This window comes from Collinsella aerofaciens (assembly GCF_002736145.1).
Taxonomy (GTDB): domain Bacteria; phylum Actinomycetota; class Coriobacteriia; order Coriobacteriales; family Coriobacteriaceae; genus Collinsella; species Collinsella aerofaciens_A.
On sequence record NZ_CP024160.1, the window covers coordinates 271,919 to 293,314 of the forward strand.

Annotated in this window: 19 protein-coding genes and 1 riboswitch; of the genes, 13 read left to right on the forward strand and 6 right to left on the reverse strand. The window is 59.7% G+C overall.

Going from position 1 to position 21,396, the window contains the following annotated elements; genetic code table 11:
- Window positions 1-137 precede the first annotated feature (137 nt).
- Window positions 138-1,091, reverse strand: a complete 954-nt coding sequence (locus tag CSV91_RS01245) for a hypothetical protein (protein ID WP_099431488.1) — start codon at window positions 1,089-1,091, stop codon at window positions 138-140.
- Between the two features lie 203 nt (window positions 1,092-1,294).
- On the opposite strand from CSV91_RS01245, the gene CSV91_RS01250 reads away from it, so the two are divergent.
- The 5 genes from CSV91_RS01250 to CSV91_RS01270 all read left to right on the forward strand — a co-directional run bounded on the left by CSV91_RS01250 (window position 1,295) and on the right by CSV91_RS01270 (window position 8,099).
- On the forward strand, window positions 1,295-3,274 hold the full coding sequence (locus CSV91_RS01250; protein WP_232049528.1) for an NAD(+) synthase: 1,980 nt from the start codon (window positions 1,295-1,297) through the stop codon (window positions 3,272-3,274).
- A 118-nt stretch (window positions 3,275-3,392) separates the two neighbouring features.
- Window positions 3,393-4,556 carry a pyridoxal phosphate-dependent aminotransferase gene (locus tag CSV91_RS01255; RefSeq protein ID WP_006234344.1) on the forward strand — a complete coding sequence of 388 codons (1,164 nt, stop codon included), beginning with the start codon at window positions 3,393-3,395 and terminating at the stop codon, window positions 4,554-4,556.
- Between the two features lie 201 nt (window positions 4,557-4,757).
- Entirely contained in the window at window positions 4,758-5,708 is a 951-nt protein-coding gene (locus CSV91_RS01260; RefSeq protein WP_089573042.1) for an L-lactate dehydrogenase, read from the forward strand.
- Window positions 5,709-5,822: 114 nt separating this feature from the next.
- Window positions 5,823-6,983, forward strand: coding sequence for an Mbeg1-like protein (locus CSV91_RS01265; protein ID WP_099431490.1), 1,161 nt, complete (start codon window positions 5,823-5,825; stop codon window positions 6,981-6,983).
- A gap of 111 nt (window positions 6,984-7,094) precedes the next feature.
- A complete protein-coding gene (locus tag CSV91_RS01270; RefSeq protein ID WP_022094136.1) occupies window positions 7,095-8,099 on the forward strand; it encodes a nucleoid-associated protein in 1,005 nt (334 codons plus the stop codon).
- 133 nt (window positions 8,100-8,232) lie between these two features.
- Here the strand turns inward: CSV91_RS01270 and dapD are convergent, their stop codons facing one another.
- Genes dapD through dapA form a run of 3 tightly spaced genes read right to left on the reverse strand, consistent with a single transcriptional unit; the run spans window position 8,233 to window position 12,034 of the window.
- Window positions 8,233-8,952, reverse strand: coding sequence for a 2,3,4,5-tetrahydropyridine-2,6-dicarboxylate N-acetyltransferase (gene dapD / locus CSV91_RS01275; protein WP_099431491.1), 720 nt, complete (start codon window positions 8,950-8,952; stop codon window positions 8,233-8,235).
- A gap of 39 nt (window positions 8,953-8,991) precedes the next feature.
- Window positions 8,992-9,732 (reverse strand): 4-hydroxy-tetrahydrodipicolinate reductase, encoded by a 741-nt coding sequence (gene dapB / locus CSV91_RS01280; RefSeq protein WP_232049529.1) that lies wholly within the window; start codon window positions 9,730-9,732, stop codon window positions 8,992-8,994.
- Window positions 9,725-12,034: a 4-hydroxy-tetrahydrodipicolinate synthase gene (dapA, locus tag CSV91_RS10130; protein WP_099431492.1), complete on the reverse strand. Its 2,310-nt coding sequence runs from the start codon at window positions 12,032-12,034 to the stop codon at window positions 9,725-9,727. Before dapA ends, dapB begins: the two co-directional genes overlap by 8 nt.
- A 65-nt stretch (window positions 12,035-12,099) precedes the next feature.
- Window positions 12,100-12,268, reverse strand: a riboswitch (Lysine riboswitch).
- 144 nt (window positions 12,269-12,412) lie between these two features.
- Here dapA and CSV91_RS01290 point away from each other — a divergent pair.
- The 6 genes from CSV91_RS01290 to CSV91_RS01320 all read left to right on the forward strand — a co-directional run bounded on the left by CSV91_RS01290 (window position 12,413) and on the right by CSV91_RS01320 (window position 16,996).
- Complete coding sequence (locus CSV91_RS01290; protein WP_099431493.1) at window positions 12,413-13,600, forward strand: N-acetyldiaminopimelate deacetylase; 1,188 nt, start codon at window positions 12,413-12,415, stop codon at window positions 13,598-13,600.
- A 164-nt stretch (window positions 13,601-13,764) separates the two neighbouring features.
- The gene (locus CSV91_RS01300) at window positions 13,765-14,106 is read left to right on the forward strand and encodes a HigA family addiction module antitoxin (RefSeq protein WP_050766086.1); all 342 of its coding nucleotides are present in this window, start codon (window positions 13,765-13,767) and stop codon (window positions 14,104-14,106) included.
- 29 nt (window positions 14,107-14,135) lie between these two features.
- Window positions 14,136-14,459, forward strand: a complete 324-nt coding sequence (locus CSV91_RS01305) for a hypothetical protein (protein ID WP_147579361.1) — start codon at window positions 14,136-14,138, stop codon at window positions 14,457-14,459.
- 164 nt (window positions 14,460-14,623) lie between these two features.
- Window positions 14,624-15,052, forward strand: a complete 429-nt coding sequence (locus CSV91_RS01310; protein WP_232049530.1) for an FxLYD domain-containing protein — start codon at window positions 14,624-14,626, stop codon at window positions 15,050-15,052.
- Between the two features lie 43 nt (window positions 15,053-15,095).
- Window positions 15,096-15,518, forward strand: coding sequence for a transcriptional regulator (locus CSV91_RS01315; RefSeq protein ID WP_099431495.1), 423 nt, complete (start codon window positions 15,096-15,098; stop codon window positions 15,516-15,518).
- Window positions 15,519-15,616: 98 nt separating this feature from the next.
- Window positions 15,617-16,996, forward strand: coding sequence for a serine/threonine protein kinase (locus CSV91_RS01320; RefSeq protein WP_157757967.1), 1,380 nt, complete (start codon window positions 15,617-15,619; stop codon window positions 16,994-16,996).
- A 37-nt stretch (window positions 16,997-17,033) separates the two neighbouring features.
- On the opposite strand, the gene CSV91_RS01325 is transcribed toward CSV91_RS01320, so the two are convergent.
- Window positions 17,034-18,167, reverse strand: a complete 1,134-nt coding sequence (locus tag CSV91_RS01325) for a coiled-coil domain-containing protein (RefSeq protein WP_099431497.1) — start codon at window positions 18,165-18,167, stop codon at window positions 17,034-17,036.
- Between the two features lie 234 nt (window positions 18,168-18,401).
- Window positions 18,402-19,034 carry an MOSC domain-containing protein gene (locus CSV91_RS01330; RefSeq protein WP_197736833.1) on the reverse strand — a complete coding sequence of 211 codons (633 nt, stop codon included), beginning with the start codon at window positions 19,032-19,034 and terminating at the stop codon, window positions 18,402-18,404.
- 234 nt (window positions 19,035-19,268) lie between these two features.
- On the opposite strand from CSV91_RS01330, the gene CSV91_RS01335 reads away from it, so the two are divergent.
- Together CSV91_RS01335 and CSV91_RS01340 are read left to right on the forward strand one after the other, a co-directional pair.
- Window positions 19,269-20,525, forward strand: a complete 1,257-nt coding sequence (locus CSV91_RS01335) for a carboxylate--amine ligase (RefSeq protein WP_099431498.1) — start codon at window positions 19,269-19,271, stop codon at window positions 20,523-20,525.
- Window positions 20,526-20,609: 84 nt separating this feature from the next.
- A complete protein-coding gene (locus CSV91_RS01340; RefSeq protein ID WP_055287235.1) occupies window positions 20,610-21,356 on the forward strand; it encodes an aspartate/glutamate racemase family protein in 747 nt (248 codons plus the stop codon).
- Window positions 21,357-21,396: the final 40 nt, after the last annotated feature.

Sequence of the window (21,396 nt, forward strand, 5' to 3'; positions counted from 1 at the left end):
AAATCTCCTCTTTACACATGTAAAGCATCTTACCATCGCATGGCGTTCGCCATGGCGGCGCCCAAGGCAAACGGGCGCGAACCGCTTTCGATTCGCGCCCGTTGTACAGGTCGGTTATCTATGAGAGGCAAATGTGCTTAGTTGCCCGATGCCGTGCCTTGGCTCGAGCTGTCAGATGCCGTGCCGGACGCGGTTCCGCTCGAGCTGTTGGTGTTGCTACTGTCTGCTGCACCCGTTCCCGAAGTGGTGTCGCTCGTCTGGCCTCCCGTGTTCGGCTGTGAACCGTCAGTTGTTTGGCTTGAGTCGGTCGTGTCGGACGGCGTGCCACTGTTGGCCGTAGAGGAATCTGTGCCCTGCGATTGGTTTTGGGTGTTCGAGGACGAATCGGCAGAGGTAGAACTGTCTTGCGTGCCGTCCGCCTGTGCCTGCTGATCCTGCGACTGGGTGTTGCCATTTGCATCGCTCTCGGTCGTGCGCGACGAAAGGATTGGCTCGGGGCGCTCGCCCAGACCCTCACCGGCGGTGGTTATAAGGATGGCGCCGGCGCAGGCGATGACCGCGACGATGGCGATGGCGATCGAGAAGATGATGACCTTCTTTTGCGTCTGGCTGCGCTCTGCCGCCGCCTTGGCACGCAAGCTGTTGGGGGCAACGCGCGCCGTGGTCGCGCGCCCAGCAACCTGGCGCATCTCCTGCGTAGTCGCGGCGCCGCCCAGGTGCTCCTCGGCATTAAGCTCAACGGGCTCATAGGCGCCGGCGGGGTAGTCGACGTCGGCGTGCGTACCTTTGAGGGCTTTGGCGCTGGCAGAGATAAAGTGGCGGTAAACCTGTGAGGACACAACAGTGATGACCGAGCTCACGGCGGCACCAATCACCGAGCCGGCAATGCCGATCTTTGAAGCAAGCGCCACGCTTGTGGCCGCAGCTGCGGCGCCGGCGATGATCTGGGGAATGGAAATATCATCGAACAGACCTTTTTTAGGCGCGATGGCCATGGTCTGTCCGATGGAATGGTTTTCGTGAACGCCGTTGTTGAGCGCGGCCGGTGTCATGACGCGCGTGCGCGGCGCGTCGGTGTACTTGGTTGTCATACGGGGTCCTCCCGGTGTAAATCTGCTTCGTTTCATGCAGCCATCAGGGTACCCACCAGATGTGAATCGTACGTGACATTTAACAGATACCATCAACTCATCAATAGCTCACCGAGTTGGTGGGATGCGGTTGCACTCGGCGGTTGAACTACAATAGGGCTTGCTAATTGTTGTGAATGGCGTCTACGCACGGGAGCATTCTTATGAATCTTCACCTTTCTCAGTCTGATGGCTTTTTGCGTGTGGCGGCGGCGTCGCCGCGGATTCGCGTCGCCGATGTCGAGGGCAATGCCGAGGTTGCGCTGGCGGCTGTTCGCGATGCTGCCGAGCGCGGCGTTCGTGCTCTGGTGCTGCCCGAGCTTAACCTGACCGGCTATACCGCGGCTGACCTGTTCCATAACCGCACACTACTGCATGCCTGCGAGGCGGCACTGGCACATATTCTCGATGAAACCCGTGAGCTGCCGATTGTCTTTACCATCGGTCTTCCCGTTGCAGTTGCCGAGAATATCTACAACTGCGCCGCCGTGTGCTGCGCGGGCGAGCTTTTGGGCCTCACGGCCAAGAAGTATCTGCCCAACTATGGCGAGTTCTATGAGCGCCGTTGGTTTGCTCCGGCGCCTGCGGATTTCGTGTGGCTTGAATTTGCCGGTCAGGGTCCGGTCCCGCTGGGTTCGAGGCTTGTCTACCGATGCTGTGATGAGGGCGCCGAGGACCTGGTGCTGGGCGTTGAGGTCTGTGAGGACCTGTGGGTGCCGGCGCCCCCTTCGACCGAGATGGCGCTTGCCGGTGCGACGGTGATTCTCAACCCGTCGGCCTCTGACGAGATCATCGGCAAGGCAGATTACCGCCGCAGCCTTATCTCTAACCAAAGCGCGCGCCTGTACTGCGCCTATGCCTACGCGGACGCGAGTGAGGGCGAGTCCACGACCGATATGGTCTTTGCGGGCGAGAACCTCGTCTACGAAAACGGCTCCAAGCTCGCCGCGACCAAACTGCTTACCTGCGATATGGCCATCGCCGACGTTGACCTTGACCGCCTGGTTGCCGAGCGCCGTCGCTCGACGACGTGGACGCGCGCGGATGATGCGCCGGAGGCCACGACCGTTGAATTTTCGTTTGAGGGCGTGCTGGTCGAAGAACCTGTCCTGCGCTATGCGCTCGACATCGACCGTGTCTTCCCCCGCGCACCCTTCGTGCCTGCCGACCATGGCGACCTAGCCGAGCGCTGTGAGACCATCCTCGACCTGCAGACCGCCGGCCTCAAGACCCGCCTTGCCCATACGGGTACCAAGGCTGCGGTCATCGGTCTTTCGGGCGGCCTGGATTCCACGCTGGCACTGCTTGTGACCGTGCGTGCCTTCGATGCACTGGGGCTGCCGCGCACCGGTATCACTGCCGTGTCCATGCCCGGCTTTGGCACGACGCATCGCACCAAGTCGAATGCCGAGTCGCTTGCCCGAGACCTGGGCGTGAGCTTCCGCGAGGTTTCGATTCACGCGGCCGTGGAGCAGCACTTTAAGGATATCGAGCATGACCCTGCTGTGCAGGACGTGACCTACGAGAACAGCCAGGCTCGCGAGCGTACGCAGATTCTGATGGATTTGGCCAACCAGGCTGGTGGTTTTGTCATCGGTACGGGCGATCTGTCGGAGCTGGCGCTCGGCTGGGCTACCTATAACGGCGACCACATGAGCATGTACGCCGTCAACGCGAGCGTGCCCAAGACGCTTGTACGCCATCTGGTGCGCTATGCGGCTGATGTCTTTGGCGGGCGTATTGCCGAGGTCTTGCTCGACATCCTTGATACGCCGGTGTCCCCCGAGCTTCTGCCGCCCACGGGCGATGGCGAGATTGCGCAGAAGACCGAGGATTTGGTGGGTCCGTACGAGCTGCACGACTACTTCCTCTACTACCTGCTGCGTTTTGGCTTTGAGCCGGGCAAGATCTACCGCATGGCGCTCAAGAGTTTCGAGGGTGTCTACGACGCCAAGACCGTCCACGCATGGTTGCGTACGTTCTATCGTCGCTTCTTTGCCCAGCAGTTTAAGCGCAGCTGCCTGCCCGACGGTCCCAAGGTGGGCTCGGTGACGCTCAGCCCACGCGGCGATTGGCGTATGCCGAGTGACGCCAGCTCGCGACTGTGGCTTGCGCAGATCGACGCGCTTAATGCAATTGACTAAGGTTGGCTAAATTGAACCAATACGGGGGTTGCAAGCGTTACACTTTTGCAATCTGATGGCCCGTATCGCGCGGCGCTCTTGTCGGAGCGCCGCGTTTTTCATATCGAAAGGTGGCACCATGCAGGCATCGCAGCGTCTCGACCGCTTTGGCGCGGAGGTCTTCGCCTCGCTCAACAACAAGCTTCTCGCGTTGAAGGCTCAAGGCAAGACCATTTACAACATGAGCGTGGGCACGCCCGACTTTAAGCCGTACGACCACGTGGTCGAGGCGCTCACGCAAGCAGCCCAAGATCCCGAGATGTGGAAGTATGCCCTGCGCGACCTGCCCGAACTCAAGCAAGCCGTGTGCGATTACTATGAGCGCCGCTTTGGCGTTTCGGGTATTACGCCGTCCATGGTGCAGTCGTGCAACGGCACGCAGGAGGGCGTGGGCCATTTGGGCCTGGCCCTGCTCGATCCGGGCGACACCATTCTGGTTCCCGATCCGTGCTACCCGGTCTTTGAGGCGGGTGCCAAGATCGCCGATGCCAAGCTCGAGTACTATCCGTTGGTTGCCGAGCACAATTACCTGCCCTATGTGGCAGGTATCGATCCCGAAGTGGCCGATCGTGCCAAGTATATGATCGTGTCGCTGCCCGCAAACCCGGTCGGCTCGGTGGGCACGCCCGAGGTCTACGAGGAGATCATCGCTTTCGCCCGCGAGCACGACCTGCTCATCGTCCATGACAACGCGTACTCCGACATCGTGTTCGACGGCGAGCCGGGCGGCAGCTTCTTGCAGTATCCCGGTGCGCTTGAGGTGGGCGTGGAGTTCTTCTCGCTCTCCAAGTCGTTTAACGTCACCGGTGCCCGCATCGGCTTTTTGGTCGGCCGCGAGGACGTGGTCTCTGCCTTTGCCAAGCTGCGCGGCCAGATCGACTTTGGCATGTTCTTCCCGATCCAGAAGGCTGCTATCGCCTGCCTGAACGGTCCTCGCGATGAGGTCGAGGCGCAGCGTCTGAAGTACCAGGAGCGCCGCGATGCCCTGTGCGACGGTCTTGAGGGCCTGGGCTGGGAGCGTCCCAACGCGCATGGCTCCATGTTTGTGTGGGCCAAGCTTCCCGGTGGCCGCACCGATTCCATGGCGTTTTGCGAGGAGCTCATGGAGAAGGCCGGCGTTGTGGTGACGCCGGGCGCGAGCTTTGGTCCTTCGGGCGAGGGGCACGTGCGCATGGCGCTGGTCTTGCCGCCCGACCAGATTGCTTTGGCTGTCGAGGCCATTCGCGAGGCGGGCCTGTATTAGAAAGGTATTTCGGCTCGTCAATAGTTCGAAACCGATTTCGTGCAGTTATTTTACGAATTCTGCAAACAATTTCGGTAAACGGTCGATTTTTGGCTGCGAATAGGGGCATAATCAAAGTCCCGATTGGATGTATTGGGATTACGGCAAGCCGCTCGGGTCGTTCCCGGGCGGCTTGCTTGTGGAGAGAGATGGGAGTTTCTAATGGTTAACGAGAAGAAGGTCGCTATTGTCGGCTGCGGTTTCGTTGGTTCGTCTTCGGCGTTCGCGCTGATGCAGAGTGGCCTGTTCTCCGAGATGGTCCTCATCGACGTGGACAAGAACCGCGCCGAGGGTGAGGCCCTGGATATCGCGCACGGCATGACGTTTGCCGAGCCGATGAAGATCTACGCCGGCGATTATTCCGATGTCGCCGACGCCGCCATGATCGTCGTCACCGCTGGCGCTGCCCAGAAGCCCGGTGAGACTCGCCTGGACCTGGTCAACAAGAACGTCAGCATCTTTAAGTCCATTATCCCCGAGATTAAGAAGTCTGGCTTCGACGGCATCCTGCTCATCGTCTCCAACCCGGTCGACGTGCTGACCTATGCCGCCATCAAGATGTCCGGCCTGCCCGAGGGCCACGTTATTGGCTCCGGCACCGTGCTCGACACCGGCCGTCTGCAGCAGATGCTTGGTGCCCACGTTGAGGTCGACCCGCGCGATGTCCAGGCCTATGTCATGGGTGAGCACGGCGACTCTGAGTTTGTCGCTTGGTCCAGCGCTCAGGTTGCCGGCGTTCCGCTGAACACCTTCTGCGAGCTTCACGGCCACCTGGAGCATGAGGCCGCCGAGAAGCGCATCGCCGAGGACGTCAAGAACTCCGCCTACACCATCATCGAGAAGAAGCACGCCACCTACTATGGCGTCGCCATGGCCGTCAAGCGTATCTGCACTGCCGTCATGCGTGACGAGCAGACCGTTCTGCCCGTTTCCTCGCTCATGGTGGGCGAGTACGGCCTGTCCGATCTTGCCATCTCCATGCCGACCGTCGTTGGCCGCGACGGCGTTGTCTGCCGCGTCCCCGTGCCGCTGAACGATGACGAGCAGCATGAGCTTACCGCCTCCGCCAAGGCCCTCAAGGACATCATCGACAGCGTCGACTTCTCCTGCTAAATCAAGCTCGCTAGAGCGAAAAGCTACAATGAAGGCGCCCGAGCCCACACGGCCCGGGCGCCTTTTTGGTGCAAAGCAACCTGACCCCAATGCACCATAGTTGATGGGAGGGCCATGTCGGATTCGCCTAATTTTTTGACCTATGCCCAGACGGCGTTTGATCCGTTTGAGGAACGGCCGTTCTGCGCGGTGGATAGCCTGGTCTTTGCGTGGTTGTCCTATTTGCGTTTGCCGGGTGTTATGGCGGAGCTGACGAACTGGCAGGGCCTAGACGTACGCGAGCTGCTTCGTGCCGAGTGCTACCGGGACATGATTGGCGACCTGTGGGATCCAGAGGGGAGCAGGGCCTTGTTGGAGGCCGTGGCAGCAAGCCCTCGCTACCGTGGCGTGCACGTTTGCGGCTATCGTGCCGTGAGCGATGTGGTGGCGACAGAGCAGTTTGCAGCCATGGCGTTCCGGTTTCCGGCGGGGTTTAGCTATCTTTCCTTCCGGGGGACCGACAGCACGATTGTGGGCTGGAAAGAGGACTTCAACATGGCGTTCCGGTGTCCCGTGCCGGCCCAGGAATCCGCGGCGCGTTATGTGGACGAGGCGGCGGATGCGATTGACGGGCCGCTTTTGTGCGGAGGTCATTCCAAGGGTGGAAACCTTGCGGTGTACGGTGCGGCGATGTGCTCCGATGTCGCCCGTGGGCGAATCGAACGGGTGTATTCCCATGATGGTCCGGGCTTCGTCGAGGAGTTTCTGAACGGCGACGCCTTTGCCGATCTTTCCGGTCGAATTGACAAGACGCTACCTCGGTTGTCGATCTTTGGCATGATGTTCGAGACGCAGGAGGACTATGCCATCGTTGAGAGCACCGAGTTCAGCCTGCTGCAGCATAATCCCTTTAGCTGGGTGGTTGATGGTCGCGACTTCGCGTACTGTGAGCGCCTGTCCGCCGGTGCTCGATACGTTGATGACTCCATTCGCGAGATGCTGCTTGCAGTGTCACCTAGCGAGCGCGAGCGTTTTGTAGATGCGTTGTTCTCCGTGTTTGAGGCTACGGGTGCTGAGCGGTTTGCGGATATCGCCGGGAATCTGCGCGAGAGCCTGCCCGTGATGCTCCAGGCTGCGCAAGGCTTTGACGAGGATACGCGACGCTTTGTCTCGCAGACCATCGTGGCAATTCTTAAATGCGCACTGCTGCCCAAACGACCCCAGATCGACATGCCCGCTGCCGGCAAGAGCCTGGCAGAGCAGCTCGAGGCATGGCAGTCCGAGCTCCTGCGCTAACCATTGGTGCAAAGCAACCTGTCCCCGATGCACCAAGCTTCGATGCGCCTGGGGCGGGCTCGACCGCTATACTGGTTCGTGCCGAAATCGATCTAGAACGGAATGCCGTATATGAAAATCAATCACGCGATTCTACATATCCTGGACTTTGACTCTGCCGTCAACGTCATGAGCCAGCGCGAGCTCGATATCGAGAGCCGTACCGTGCGCAACTTTGTGACCACGCATCTGCGCCGCGCACGCACTTCGGCCGATAATAAACGCGCTACGTTTGCCGAGAACTCTGCGTTTGGCGGCGAGCTCAAGGGCTATTTCTTTGGCGAGCGCGAGTTCGTAGACCTGTCGCAGCAGATTGCGGAGTTCATTTCCTCCGAGCTTACCAAGGCCGAAAAAGCCGAGTCCACCGATGTGCTCGTGGCCGACTTTGACGACGACGAGGATGCCCGCTGGTTTGCCGTGATGCTGCTGGGCTCCAAACAGGCCTTTATGCACGAGGTGGGCCGCGAGGAGGGCGAGGTACGCAACGACATCGCGCGTCACTACGCCATTCTGCCGAACCCTTCGCAAAAGGTGCCGAGCTATGCCATCGTGCGCGCGAGCACCATGGAGATCGGCTATGTGGACAAGAAACGCAAGATTGCCGGCGAGGACCGTATGCTCATTCCCGACGGTCTGCTGCAGTGCGATACGGGCGTGTCGGGAAAGGAAGTCATCGACACCGTGACGCGTGTGGTCGAGGAGGTCGCCGAGGAGCACGGCGCCAACACGGCCGTGGCGCTCGCCAAGGTTAAGGCCGCTGTGGCCGAGAAGGTCGAGGATGACGAGGAGCTGCCGCCTTGGGATATCGTCGATGAGGTCTTTGAGGACGAGCCGGTCATCAAGGAGAGCGTGCGCGCGGCGCTGACCGAAGAGAAGGTGCCCGAGCGTGTGCCCGTGGAGCGCAAGCAGGTCGAGCGTGCGGCCGTGCGCAACCACAAGATTCGTACCGATACGGGCATCGAGATCAGCTTCCCGGCCGAGATGGGTTCGAATTCCGAGTACATTGAGTTCGTCAATGAGCCCAACGGCCTCATCTCCATCGAGCTCAAGAATATCGGCAGCATCGAGAATCGATAAGTTGCGTTACGTCTACAGCGAGAAAGCAAAGGCCGAAGCTCCTTGGGGCTTCGGCCTTTTTGTTTAGGGATGAATTATCCCGCAGGTTGAGCATACGTCAGCGAAAACGCGGTTTGTCAAAACCGCGTAACTATTAAAGTTGACGTAAGCCCTCTTCCAGGCCGGTCTTGCTGTCGGTCTTCTCGTCGCGCATCTTGATGACGCGGGCGGGGACACCGGCCACGACGGCACCGGCGGGGACGTCCTCGACGCATACGGCGCCGGCGGCAACGACAGCGCCCTTGCCTACGTGCACGCCCTCCAGGACCACGGCGTTGGCGCCGATCATGACATCGTCCTCGATGATGACGGGCGTGGCACTTGCGGGTTCAACGACGCCTGCCAACACGGTTCCAGCGCCGATGTGGCAGTTCTTGCCCACGGTGGCACGGCCGCCCAGCACGGCGCCCATGTCGATCATGGAGCCCTCACCGATGACGGAGCCGATATTGATGATGGCACCCATCATGATGACGGCGCGATCGCCGATCTCGACGCGGTCACGGATGATCGCGCCCGGCTCGATGCGGGCATTGATGCCCTTAAGGTCGAGCATGGGCACGGCGGAGTTGCGGCAGTCGTTCTCCACGTCGTAGTAATCGATGGAATCGGCATTGGCGTCCAGGATGGCCTTGAGCTCATCCCAGTCGCCAAAGACGGTCTTGCCACGACGGCCGCCGTAGACATGTGCGTCGCCCCAGGCAACCTTCATGCCGGGCTTCTCGCGCACGTACAGCTTGACGGGCGTTTTCTTGGGCGCGGTGGCGATGTAGTTGATAATCTCCTGTGCATCCATCTCGGCTGCATTGCTCATTTGCTGTCTCTCCTTTGGGTGGATCCGGTTGATACCTGGTTAGGCAAACATGACCTGGTCGAACGTATAGAAGCCGTGCTCGCGGGTGACGAGCTTCTGCGCGGCTGCCAGGGCGCCGTTGACGAAGATCTGACGGCTCGTGGCGCGATGCGTGAGCGTGACCTCCTCGTCCTGGCCAAAGAAGCTCACCTCGTGCACGCCGGCGACGGTGCCGCCGCGCAGCGAGTGCATACCGATTTCCTTGGGGTCGCGCGCGCCGCACATGCCCTCGCGTCCGTAGACGGGGTGGTATCCTGCCTCGGGCTCAGTTTCGACGACGGCATCGAGCAGTAACTTGGCAGTGCCGCTGGGGGCGTCGACCTTTTGGTTATGGTGCGTCTCGACGATTTCGCAGTCAAAGCCGGGCAGCTCGCGTGTGGCCTGTGCTACCAGATGACGCAGGGCTGCGATACCGATGGAGTAATTGCCAGAGTGCATGACGCGGGCGTTCTGACCCAGCTCGCGCAGGCGATCCATCTGCTCGGGGGTGTAGCCTGTAGTGCCCGAGACTAACGCCGCGCCTGTACGCTCGACATAGGCGACGACGGCATCGAAGGTCACGACGTTCGAGAAGTCGATGATGACGTCGGCTGCCGGGGCGCTCGCGAGCTCGGACAGGTCAAAACCGATCTGGGCGACGATGCCGAAAACAGGTTGTCCGGCGGCGTCGACAATGCCTTCGGCGGTAGAGCGGATGAGCGAGCCCATGCGGCCCGTTCCCATAATGACGGTCTTAATCAAGCAGACCAGCTCCCTTCAGAGCATCGGTAAGTGCGGCTCGCGTATCGTCGGCCATGGGGCACAGCGGCATACGGTAGTTTGCCTCGATCATACCCATCTGAGCGAGCGCTTCCTTAACGGGGATGGGGTTGACCTCGCTAAAGAGGGCATTGATGAGCGGCTGGCCGGCGATCTGGATATCGCGGGCGCGCACTACGTCGCCGTCCAGATAGGCGCGGCACATGTCGTGCACGAGCTGCGGCTGAACGTCGGCCCACACGCTGATGGTGCCCGAGGCGCCCAGGCTCATGAGCGGTACGGTGAGGGCGTCCTCGCCCGAGTACATGCGGAAGTCATCGGACAGCAGGTGGGCGATCTTGGCCGCGTAGGCGACGTTGCCCGAGGCTTCTTTAATACCCATGATGTTGGGGTGCGCGGCCAGGCGCTCCACGTTGTGCACGCTGATGCCGCAGCCGCAGCGGCCGGGGATGTTGTACAGGATGCAGGGGATGTCCACGGCGTCGGCCACGGTCTTAAAGTGCTGGTAGATGCCCTCTTCGTTAGACTTGTTGTAGTAGGGGGTAATGAGCAGCAGACCATCGGCGCCCAGGCCCTGGTAAGTGAGCGACTTGGTGAGCATGGTCTGCGTGGAGTTGGAGCCCGAGCCGGCAATGACGGGGACGCGTCCTGCAACATGCTTGACCACGGCGGCGACAACGGAGTTGTCCTCGTCGTCGGTCATCGTAGCGCTCTCGCCGGTGGTGCCCAGGGTGAGGATGGCATCGGTGCCATTTTGCAGGTGGAAATCGATAAGGCGCTCGAGCGCGTCAAAGTCGACACTGCCGTCCTTTTTAAACGGCGTGACGAGGGCGACGATTGAGCCCTCGAGATTGCGGATGTCCATGTTCTTCTCCTTCGCTTCCGCGATCTGGATGCGTTTGTTCCACTGAGCGGCGACGGCCAGGCGCTCGTCCTGAGCGCGACGGCGGGCGCTTTCGGCGCGCGATTTGGCCAGTAGCTCACGGCCGCACGGCAGCACGTCGAGCGTGGCAAAGTAATCGCCCGGGCGCTCGGCGCGGCGGATGAGGTCTGCCGAGCCATCGGGGCGCAGCAGGACCTCGGCGGAGCGCAGGCGGCCGTTGTAGTTGTAGCCCATGGAGTAGCCATGCGCGCCGGTGTCGTGAATCACGAGCAGGTCGCCCATGTCGATATGCGGCAGCTCGCGGTCGATGGCGAACTTGTCATTGTTCTCGCACAGATTGCCCGTGATGTCGTAGGTGTCCGTAACGGGCGCTGTGGTCTTGTCGTCGCCACCCGGCTGACCCATCACCGTGATGTGGTGGTAAGCGCCATACATGGCGGGACGAATGAGGTCGACGGCACTGGCGTCCACGCCGATATAGTCCTTGTAGATCTGCTTCTCGTGGATGGCCTTGGTGACCAGGCACCCATAGGGGCCCATCATAAAGCGGCCCATCTCGGTACAGATCGCCACATCGCCCATGCCGGCGGGAACCAGGATCTCGTCGTAGGCCGTGTGTACCCCTTCACCGATGGCGTGGATGTCATTGGCCTGCTGCTCGGGCAGGTAGGGGATACCGACGCCGCCGGACAGATTGATTAAGGCGACGTGTGCGCCGGTCTCGCGCTCCAGGCGCACGGCAAGCTCAAAGAGGATGCGCGCGAGCTTGGGGTAGTAGTCGTTGGTGACGGTGTTGCTGGCAAGGAATGCGTGGATACCAAAGCGCTCGGCGCCCTTGGCCTTAAGCATACGGAAGGCCTCGAAGAGCTGCTCGGTGGTCATGCCATATTTGGAGTCGCCCGGGTTGTCCATGATGCCGTTGGAGAGCTGGAACAGGCCGCCTGGATTAAAGCGGCAGCTGACCGTCTTGGGGATGGGCCCCGCAACACGCTCAAAGAACTCAATGTGGCTGATGTCGTCAAAGTTGACGATGGCGCCCAGCTTGTCGGCGAGCTCAAAGTCGGCAGCCGGCGTGTCGTTGGACGAGAACATGATGTCGTGTCCCGTGATACCCAGCGAGCGGGCGATCATAAGCTCGGTATAGCTCGAGCAATCGCAGCCGCAGCCGTATTCGTTGAGAATGGAGATGAGCGCCGGGTTGGGGTTGGCCTTGACGGCAAAGTATTCCTTAAAGCCCGGGTTCCATGCAAAGGCGTCGCGCACTTCTTGCATGTTGCGGCGGATGCCCGCCTCGTCGTATAGATGAAACGGCGTGGGGAACTGCTCGACGATATGCTCGAGCGTCTCCTTGTCCACAAACGGCTGCTTGGCCGCATATGCCTCGTTGGGAGTCAATGACATGTCCCGTAAACCTCGCTATCCAGACGGCGCTACCTGCGCATCGAATCCGCATAGCGTGGACCCAATGTCCGGATAGCGCTCCCGCATTGCTGCAGACAGTCCTGCGGGTGTTTCCCGCAGGCCCACCAGGCTGTTCGTGCCCGAAAAACCCAGTTCGGCGGGTTTCGCCTCCCCGCAGGGTCAAAGTCTGCCGACTCGCCCGCGGCTCATCGTGCCCGCGCCTCTATCAAGTGGTAAAGACCCTACCACGTTGCACTTTACCAAACAAGAGTATTCGTATATAACGTTTAAAAAATGCAGCATCATGCTAGAAACAAGGGTGCCACAATCCTGCGTCACAATAGGTGTCAACCGAGTCGTCCCATGAAAGGAATCCCTATGACCGAGCTCCAAGAACTCCGTCGTTATCGTCGCGACTTGCACCGCATTCCGGAGCTCGATTTCGATCTTCCGCAGACGATCGCCTATATCGAGGGCGTGTTGGCGCCGCTCGCTTGCGAGGTGACCCATCCGTGCCCCAGCTGCGTCTGCGCTTTCTTCGACGCTGGCGTTGGTGCCGTGCATGCCACGGCGATTCGCGCCGATATGGATGCGCTGCCCATTGCCGAGGCAACAGGGGCAGCGTTCGCTTCGACCCATCCCGGCAAGATGCACGCTTGCGGACATGACGGACACATGGCCATGGCACTTGCCGCCGCGACGTATGTCGACCGTACGATTCGTGAGCAGCCGGGCGCCATTAGGCGCAATGTGCTCTTTGTGTTCCAGCCGGCCGAGGAAACGACTGGTGGTGCCAAGACGGTATGCGAGAGTGGTGTGTTCGAGCGCTATGGGGCCGACCGCATTTTTGGCTTCCATGTGTGGCCCGATCTGCCTGCCGGCACGTTGGCGAGTTGTTCCGGTCCGCTGCTGGCGCGTTCGAGCGAGACGCATATCCATATTCACGGGACGAGCATCCATATCGCTAAGACCTATGGCGTTCCGGTCGAGGAGTCGCACGATGCGGCGTTGGCGGCTGCCAAGTTCTTGGTTGCCGAGCGCGAGCTCATGGACGAGCTGGGCACCGACGAGCCCTGTATCGGTAAGTTTGGTCTGCTGCAGGCCGGTACGGTTTGCAACGCGGTGGCGGGGGAGGCCCATGTGGCCGGAAGCCTGCGTGTGTTTACGGACGACATGTTCGACCGTGCGCGCGAGGGCGTACGCCGTGTGCTCGACGAGGCGTGCACCGCAACGGGCTGCACGTATGATCTCGACTTTGCCGAGGGCTATCCACCGGTCGATAACGACCCCGAGCTGTTTGCCAGCGTCGCGCCTGCCTTGCCCGGGCTGCAGCTTGTGGAGGAACCGCTGTTAATTGCCGAGGACTTTGCTTTCTATCAGCGCCATCTGCCGGGCGTGTTCTTCTTGCTGGGCACGGGCGTGCCAGAGGCGCAAGAAAACCCGATCGACGCAGACGGCTGCCCAGCTTATGCGATGAGCGCCCTTCACACTGACGCCATGCTCTTTGACGAGGAAATTTTGCTCAAGGGCCTCGATGTCTACAAACGATTGCTTTCGCTTGACTAAGGCCTGAAGGACTATTTGTTCTAGAAAACACGAACAAACGTACGATATAATAGAGATGTAAGTCTATAGAAACGTTTGACGTTACTAACGTAAGGCGATACTATGATAGCATCGTAATGAGCGCTATCGGGTCTGCTTTGAGTGGAGACAGGAGATGGCTTGGAATGTCGAAATCGTCGATTATCACAAGTGATGAGACCTCGGCCGATTTGCTGTCGCCGGTGACTCCTGGTGAGCTTCTCAAAGAGGAGTTTCTTGTTCCCATGGGCATTTCTCAATATCGCCTTGCGAAAGAGACCGGGATTCCGGCTCAGCGTATCGGGCAGATTGTCTTGGGAAAACGTCGCGTGACGGCCGACACCGACCTCCGTCTTTGCCGTTATTTTGGCCTGACGGATGGTTATTGGCTGCGCGCTCAGGTGGCGTTTGACCTTGAGGCCGAGAAAAGGCGGATCGAACCGGAACTCGATAAGATCGTTCCTGTTCAGCAGGCCATCGCACTGTAGTGCTCAGAGATGATGGGGGTGGGGCGGCGATGAAGCGACGCCGACAGTCTGCCGTATATAGTCCGGGTGGATGCGGGTGCGGTTTGCTGCTGCTTCCGGTTATCGCTGTGAGCATTGGCGTGATGTTTGTGCTTGCCGGGTTGGCAGCAGCGGCACTCGTGTTGCTGATTGTGGCCATTGGCGTGACGATTTGGCTTTGCCGCAATCGCGAGCAACGCCGTGCCGACGGTAAAACCACTGTCGGCTGGGTCGTCTTCCTGATTATTGCGTACCCGCTGAGTGCCAGCTACCTGGTGTTCTTTGTCCTGTTGATGATCAGCGCCTTTACTGGGGAATCCGTAACGGTGGGTTGACGCGCTGCCAGCAGACGGTTGCGCAAAGTGCGTTTGCTCGGCGTCTGGATAGCTGCATTGGCCGTTTAGCGCAACCTTAGCTCTCAGCTAATGAATTCAAGTTCAATCCTTCCTACGATGTGCTGTGTGCCGGCACGGTAGCCGGATCGTAGGAAGGATGAATAATGGCAAAAGAGGGAAAGAAGCCGATCGGCAAGATTGTCCTAGGCATCATCGTGGTGCTGGTTATTGTCGGTGCCGTGGGCTCTATGGGCGGCAACTCAACCGATTCGTCTGCGAGCGATTCGGCAAAACCTGCCGAGACGACACAGCAGGCTGAGGAGCAAAAAGAACCGCAAGAACCGTATACCATTGCTGACGAGGCTGAAGACACTTCCAATCAGTTTACCTATAAGATCACGGGCACGCTGACCAATAACACGGACAAGGAAAAGAGCTACATTCAGATTGAATATGTTCTGTATGATGCCGATGGCAACCAGGTTGGAACGGCTCTTGCAAACACCAATCATCTGAAGGCGGGCGGCTCCTGGAAGTTCGAGGCGCTGGGGTGTCTCCCGACCAGGTTGCTAGCTGGGAGCGTTCGGACGTAAGCGGTTTCTAGCATGTTGCATGCACTGGGGGAGGTGAAGTCGTATGCCCGATAAAAAGTTGACTGACGAGTTACTCAATGAACTTCTCGACGCGCCAAACATCGATGGCTATATCAAAGAACACGACTTTGCCGCCCCGTCGCTTTCGGACTACCTGAAGCGGCTACTGCAGGAAAAGGGCTTGGAGCGCTCGCGCGTGGTTCGTATGGCCGATCTCAATGAGACCTTTGGCTATCAGATCTTTACCGGTGCGCGTCATCCGAGTCGCAATAAGGTGCTGCAGATTGCCTTTGCGATGGCGCTGACGCTCAAAGAGACCAACCGTGCGCTGACGGCTGCCGGGGTAAGCGTCCTTAACTGCAAGGACCGCCGCGATGCGATTATCATCTTTTGCATCGATCGCGGGTGCAGCCTCCAAAAGGTCAACGAGGAGTTGTATCGCTTTGGCGAGGAGACGGTAAGTTAGCGGCTGATATCTGAGCCGGCGGAGCTGCCGAACAACGATGTAAACGAACGGGGCGCGGATGCCATGGGGTGTCTGCGCCCTGCGCTATGATGGAGGCTATGGATACTCAGACCCCAACATATTCCGATGACGAGCTGACCACAGCGCTTGCCGAGCACCTGGCGTCGCTCGATCGCGACGACAGCTATCGCGTGGAGCGTGTACTTAAGCGCTCGTCCGTTGAAACAACCGAGCTCGTGTACTTTGAAGGAACCGGCGGTGGTTCGCTCGGCCCCTTTGTCCGTAAACGCATCGATGCTTCGGCTCAAATCGGCGGGGCATACGAGCGTCTGTTTGCCGCCCAGCGGACAGGCAGGCGTTTTGAGCACCTGCCCAGAATCGTCGATTGTCGTCGTGTGGGCGACGAGCTCAACGTGGTTATGGAATACATCGAAGGGGAGACGCTCGGGGCGCTGGTGGACCGTCTGGGAGCCACCCCCGATTATGCGCACGAAATGTATCCTGCCCTATGCGATGCCGTGGGCGAGCTCCACGCCGGTTTTGCAATGGCGGGGGAGACGTCGGCGCCGGTGATCCATCGCGACCTCAAGCCGTCGAATATCATCGTGACGGGTGCCAACTATACGTCTGATGACGGCCTGACGTTTTCGTCGCTGGTGATTATCGACTTGGGGATTGCGCGCGTATGGCGCGATGGCGCCGATGCCGACACCGTCAAGTTTGGCACGCGACCCTATGCGCCGCCCGAGCAGTATGGGTTTGGGCAGACGAGTGTGCGCAGCGACGTCTACGCACTTGGCGCCCTGTTGTTCTTCTGCTTGACGGGAGTCGACCCTAAACCAGGGCTCGACATGCGCGAGCAATGCGAGGCGCGTGGCATTCCCACTCCACTTGCCGATGCCGTCTGCATGTCGATGGCGCTCGACCCGGCCAAGCGTTTTGCGAGTGCGGAGGCATTGGGACGGGCGACGCGCGCGGCATTCGATCTGAGCCGCCCCGTGCGGCCTCCTGCGCCTGCGCCTGTCCGTACTCCGGCCTCGGAGACGGTGTTGACGCCCCAAGGGCTCAAGAACCCCGCAGGGCATCCTAGGCCTGCCGCCTCCGCTGCATGCGGTCTGCTCTCTCGCGTTCCGGAGTCTCTGGGGCGCATTTGGAATACGCTCGTCTGCTTCTCGCTACTTGTGTTCTTTGCCGGAAGTCACTTTGCCGTCTTTCACCCCACGGGAGCAAACCAAAGCTACCCGACGTGGCTTCTTATAATCGAGTATTTTTTCTTTGTCGATGGCCTTATGGCGCTTATGCATTTTGCGCTGCTCGATAAGCGCCGTCTTCGTCGGCGATTCGCACTGCTCGACAGCTATCGCGGCAAGAAACTCGCGAAACTCTGGCTCAAGGCATTGGGTGTGCTGCTCCTATGCATGATCGTCATAGTCGCGGTTGCCAATGCGACCGGCGTCGTCGATACCTCCGCTACCTAAAAGAAAAGGGCCCCATTGGGGCCCTTTGCAGTTGCACCTAGATGCGGTTCATCTGAGCGGCGACTTTGTTGTACCAGTCCTGCCACGTGGGCGGGCAGTACTTTTTGGCCGCTGCCGGGGTAAGGGTGGAGCCGTAGTTGGCGCCCAGATAGGCAACGTGAGCGGAGATGCCCTCGCTCCAGCTGCCAAAGCTGCGCCAACCGCCGCCACGGGCACTCCAGCCCCAGGCGTTGTAAGAATTGGCGCAATAAGCACCCTTGGTGCTCTCGATGCAGGCGATGGCGGGGGACCAACGGGGGTCGACACCGGTATTCCAAGCGGCGACGGCAAAGTTATAGCCCTGGCCTGCCATGGGGGAGCCGGCGAGATAATTGTCGATGCGGCTCGTCCACTCATTAATGAACGAATCGTAATCGGAGCTACCGGTATTGGCGTTGTTCACCGTGGTGTCGATGGTGGTGTTGGTGTTGGTGGCCTGGCTGCTGGAATTGCTGCCGCTTACGCCCTCGCCCGAGAGCTTCTCGGCGGCAGCGGCCTTATCGGCCTCAAGCTTGGCAAGCTCGGCGGCATTTTCCTGCTCGGCTTTTGCCTGTGCCTCGCTGCGGAGCTGCTGGGCCTGAGCCAACGCATCCTCGGCGTTTTTCTGCTCTGCCTCAAGCTGAGACTTGGCCTGCTGGAGCTCAGCCTTGTTCTGCTCGAGTTCGGTTTGCATGTTATTGAGCTGTTCGATCTCGTCGACGCTCGAGCTCGTGATCTGGTTGGTGTATTTGCAGGTCGTGATGAACTCACCCAGGCTCTGCGCGTTGACCAGGAAGCTCACGATGGGGTTGGTGCCCTTCTGATACTTGTAAAGATCGCGCATGGCGGAGCTTGCCTTGGCCTGCTGCTCGGGAAGCTTAGCCTCGATTTCCTCGATGCTTGCCTCATTGGAGTCAATCTGCTTTTGCAGGTCATCGAGTTTGGTGCGGGCGTCGTTGTAGGCGCTCGTGGCGGCTTCGATCTTCTGCTGGGCTGCGGAAAGCTGGTCCTGCGTTGCCTGCGAGGCGGCATACGCCGCAACGGGGGAGAGCATCGGCGTGGCCGTCAGCGCAACGGCGAGCGCGGCGCTCGTGATGATACGAGCCGGCTTCGACGCAATGAGCGCTGCGGCGCGATGATTCGAATGCTGCATCCAGTCCCTCTGCAATCAATCGTAGGTTATGGTTCGAACGGTATTCTACTACTGCTTTCGACCTCAACTTGAACCTTAAAGGTTCCAAAGGGTCAAGTTGAACTTGAGGCTTTGGCTTTGACCTGCAGTTATGATGAATTGTTGAGAAACCATAGAGTTCAACTTTAACGTTACGGAGCCCTATTTGAGAGGTGTTTTGGGCTGTAAAAGCTATCTCAACGTGGGGTTTTACAACTACAGCGTGCCCTCCTGACGAGCCCGCTCAATCTCTTCGAGGGCCTCGGCAGGGGTGAACGAGCAGGTGCCGTCGCCGAGCTTGACCACCTGGATGTCGTCGCCGATATGGACCTCTCCGCCCTTTAGTACCACGCCAAAAACGCCCTCGTGGGGAAAGATGCAGTCGCCGGCGAGATAGTAGATGGCACAGCGTGTGTGGCAGACCTTGCCGATTTGGCTGATTTCGACAAGCACCTCGCTGCCAAGCTTGAGCTGCGTGCCCATGGGGAGCGAGAGTAGATTGATGCCTTGCGTGGTGAAGTTCTCCCCAAAGTCACCCTTGCGCACATCGAGTCCGCGGGCCTGCGCCGTCTGGATGGACTCTGCGGCCAAAAAGGAAACCTGACGGTGCCAATGCCCGGCGTGTGCGTCGGAGGCGAGGCCAAATTGTTCTATAACGGTGTCGTGTCCATCGGCGACGGGCGACTTGCGCGTGCCCTTGTGTGCCGACGTGTTGATCGAGACGATGCGGGCGGGCCTGTCGTAGGCATCGTTTGCCGTGCGTAGGGGAACGACCGTTTGTGCGCGTTCCGCCAGCTCGCGTTTCGCGGCATTGAGGATGGGGTTATCGGTCGGATGGTCTTGGGGCACGTGCGCGCCTTTCGTTTGAGGATGTCAATACGCTGAATCCTACAACAATGGTAGGTTCATTGCCCATTGTCATACAACGGTGAGCGCCGTCTTCGTGCTGGCCTTCGTGCCGGACGATTGCGTCGATTGCCATAGATACGGTGGAGCTTTGGGCGCCGGCGGTTTGGCACGCTAGAATAAATCAGTTGCGCAAAGACCGCCCGTTGTGTGGGCAGTTCGTGATAGGAAGTTTCCATGGCATTGCAGTTTACAGAGCGCGAGTTCATTCCCGTGCTGCTCGGTGGCGACATCAACGCCTATTCGGTGGCGCGCGCCTTCTACGAGGAGTACCAGGTCAAGAGCCTGGTCTTTGGCAAGTACCAGACGGGTCCCGCGTACCGCAGCCAGATTATCGACTACACGCCCAACGTGGATATCGATACCATGCCCGTGATGCTCAGGACCGTCAACGGCATTGCCCAAGCGCATGCCGATAAGACGATTGTCCTTGTGGGCTGTGGCGATAACTATGTTGCCCTCGTGGCTCAGGCCAAGGATGCCCATGAGTTGGCGGATAACATCGTCGCGCCTTACGCTCCCTATAGCATGCTTGAGCAGTGCCAGAAGAAGGAGATCTTCTACGAGCTGTGCGAGAAGCATGGCGTGCCCTATCCGCATACCTTTACCTTCACCATGGCGATGCTGAACGCCCAAGGCGAGGCACCTGCCGAAGTGCTCGACCAGATCGATTTTCCCTACCCGATGATTCTGAAGCCTTCCGATGGCATCATGTGGTGGCAGCACGAGTTCGAGGGCCAGAAAAAGGCCTATGAGATTGCCGACCGTGCCGAGCTGGAACAGGTCATTCGCGACTCGTATGCCAGCGGCTACACCGACGACCTGATCTTGCAGGATCGCGTGCCCGGCAACGACGAGTACATGCGCGTGCTCACCAGTTATTCCGACCGCAACGGCAAGGTGCGCATGATGTGCCTGGGTCACGTGCTGCTCGAGGAGCATCAGCCTCACGGTGTCGGCAACCACGCCTGTATCATCACCGAGCCCAATGACGAGCTCATGGGCGGCGTGCGCAAGTTGCTCGAGGACCTTCACTTTGTGGGCTATTCCAACTTTGACGTTAAGTACGACGAGCGCGACGGCTCGTTTAAGTTCTTCGATTTCAACACGCGCCAAGGTCGCAGCAACTACTACGTCACTAACAGCGGCTTTAACGTTGCCAAGTATGTGGTGGACGAGTATGTGTTCAACCGCCCGTTTGAGCCGGAGTTTGTGACGGCGCAGGACGAGGCGCTGTGGATGGTCGTCCCCATGGGCGTCGTCGACAAGTACGTCAAGGATCCCGAGCTGCGCGCTAAGGTGCATCGCCTGGACAAGGAAGGCAAGGGCGCCGACCCTTCGTTTATGAAGGGCGACTTTGTCTTTAACCGCTGGCTGCGCATGTGGCACACCAAGCTGCGCCACTTTAAGCTGTTCAAGACGTATTACAAGTAGATGAGTGCGGCGCCCGTCCGGTTTACATCGGGCGGGCGCGGGTATGATACGCGCAATTGCGCAAGCGTCACCAAGGAGGCGGCGATGGAAAAGCTGGGAGTTATCGGCGGCATGGGCGCCGAGGCCACGTCGTATTACTACGACCAGGTGGTGCGTCATACGGCTGCTGCCTGCGATCAGGAACATATCGACATGGTGGTGCTCTCCAAGTCGACCATGCCCGACCGCACGCTGGCCATTAAGACCGGCGAGCACGCCAAGTTGCTGGCGACCATGAAAGAGTGTGCTCAGGCACTCGAGTCGCTGGGCTGTGCGCACATTGCCATTCCCTGCAACACGTCGCACTACTTCTACGACCAGATCCAGTCGTTTACGAAGGTGCCGATTATTCACATGCCGCGTGAGTCGGTGCGCTATGCCCTTGCGGGTGCGGTGATGGGGGAGTGCGAGTTCGACCCCAACCTGAGTATGCCGGCCGAGCCGGTGCACAAGATTGGCATTATGGGCACCGACGGAACCGTGGGCGCGGGCGTCTACGGCCGCGAATGCGAGGCTGCGGGTGTTGAGGTCGTCTATCCCAGCGAGAAACGTCAGAACGATGTGATGTCGCTTATCTACGATGATGTGAAGGCCGGACGTGAGCCCGATATGGATAAGTTCGACCGCGTGATGTGGGAGTTCGCCCGTAGCGGCTGCGACCGTGTCATTCTGGCCTGCACCGAGCTATCGGTGTTGCAGAAGTATCGAGAGATGCCCGAGATCACCCTCGATGCCATGGATGTCCTGGTGCGCGAATCCATCATCCGCAGCGGCGCCCCCTACCGCCTCTAGCTTCCGACCTGTCAATAAGGGACAGGTTAATTTTGGTAGG